The 1,143-nt window shown below is 70.1% G+C and carries 2 protein-coding genes and 1 pseudogene; all 3 read right to left on the bottom strand.

Going from position 1 to position 1,143, the window contains the following annotated elements; translation table 11 throughout:
* A pseudogene (locus ACPC54_RS42210) lies at positions 1–326 on the bottom strand (2-amino-4-hydroxy-6-hydroxymethyldihydropteridine diphosphokinase); the annotation flags it as partial.
* Positions 212–571, bottom strand: a complete 360-nt coding sequence (gene folB, locus ACPC54_RS42205) for a dihydroneopterin aldolase (protein ID WP_111583081.1) — start codon at positions 569–571, stop codon at positions 212–214. The gene folB and the pseudogene ACPC54_RS42210, both read right to left, overlap by 115 nt.
* 256 nt (positions 572–827) lie before the next feature.
* On the bottom strand, positions 828–1,143 hold a 316-nt coding region (locus tag ACPC54_RS42200), incomplete at its 5' end, for a nuclear transport factor 2 family protein (RefSeq protein ID WP_498973068.1).

The following is a 1,143-nucleotide window of genomic DNA, read 5'->3' as shown; positions in this document are numbered from 1 at the left end:
GACACGGCCTTCACCCGGACGCCGGGCGTGTCCTCCAGCGCGTCCACGGCGCCCTGGAGGGTCTCCAGGCGGTTGCCGAGGTTGGAACCGATGGAGATCACGGCCCACTTGGGGTTCTGGAGGGTGGTGTCCGCCGCGTCCACCCGCTCGACGACCGAGGCGGGCACCGGCTGGACGGTCGGGTCACTGTGACCCTGGACGAAAGGTCGGGTCATACTCGGCTCCGGATGATGGTGACGGTCACGTCGTCGAAGGGGACGGTGATCGGGGCGTCCGGCTTGTGGACGCACACCTCGACCTCCTCGACCCCCTCGTGTTTCAGGCAGGTCTGGGCGATCCGCTCGGCGAGGGTCTCGACGAGGTTCACCGGCTCGCCCTCGACCACGGCCACGACCTCCTCGGCCACGACGCCGTAGTGCACGGTCTTCGTCAGGTCGTCGTCGGCCGCGGCCGGCCGGGTGTCCAGGCCCAGGACCAGGTCCACGAGGAAGGTCTGGCCCTCCTCGCGTTCCCTGGGGAACACGCCATGGTGCCCGCGAGCCTTCAGGCCGCGCAGCGCGACACGATCCACGCGAATCACTCCTGCAATCGTCGGGAACGACCGGTCGTACCGCGTGCGTGCGAGACACCGGTCGCACACGAATCTACCTGCGGGCACCGACAGCGCCGGGCCCCAGGGGCGCGGGCGCGGCCGGCAGCGGCCGGATTCACCGCCTGTTTTCCCCGGTGAACGCGGTCGCGTCGGGGCTGGTAGCCGCTCATACCCCGGGGTAGGTGATTCCAACCACTTCCGGGAACCGCCCGGCCACCCCCCTTCCCCTACCCGCTCAGCCGAGGGGGCCGTCGTCCGGATTCAGCCCGTTCGCGCCGTCGTCGTCGGCCTCGTCGTCGTCGCTCTCGGCGAGCACGGGGGAGGCGTGGTGCGACCAGAGCTTCCAGCCCTCGGGTGTGCGCCGGAACACGTTGGTGGCGACGACGAGCTGACCGACCAGCGGCCCGAGCTCGTCGCCCTCCGCCGGGGCAGGCCCGCCGCTGAGGATGTTCTCGGTGCAGGTGACCAGCGCGGTGTCACCGGTGACGGAGACATGGACGTCGGTGAGGAAGAACTGGATGTAGTCGGTGTTCGCCATGATCAGGGCGTAC

Origin of the sequence: Kitasatospora sp. NPDC094028, assembly GCF_049543595.1 — a bacterium.
Classification (GTDB): domain Bacteria; phylum Actinomycetota; class Actinomycetes; order Streptomycetales; family Streptomycetaceae; genus Kitasatospora.
Note: the sequence above shows the minus strand (reverse complement) of the source record. Positions and strands in the feature narration are given on the sequence as shown.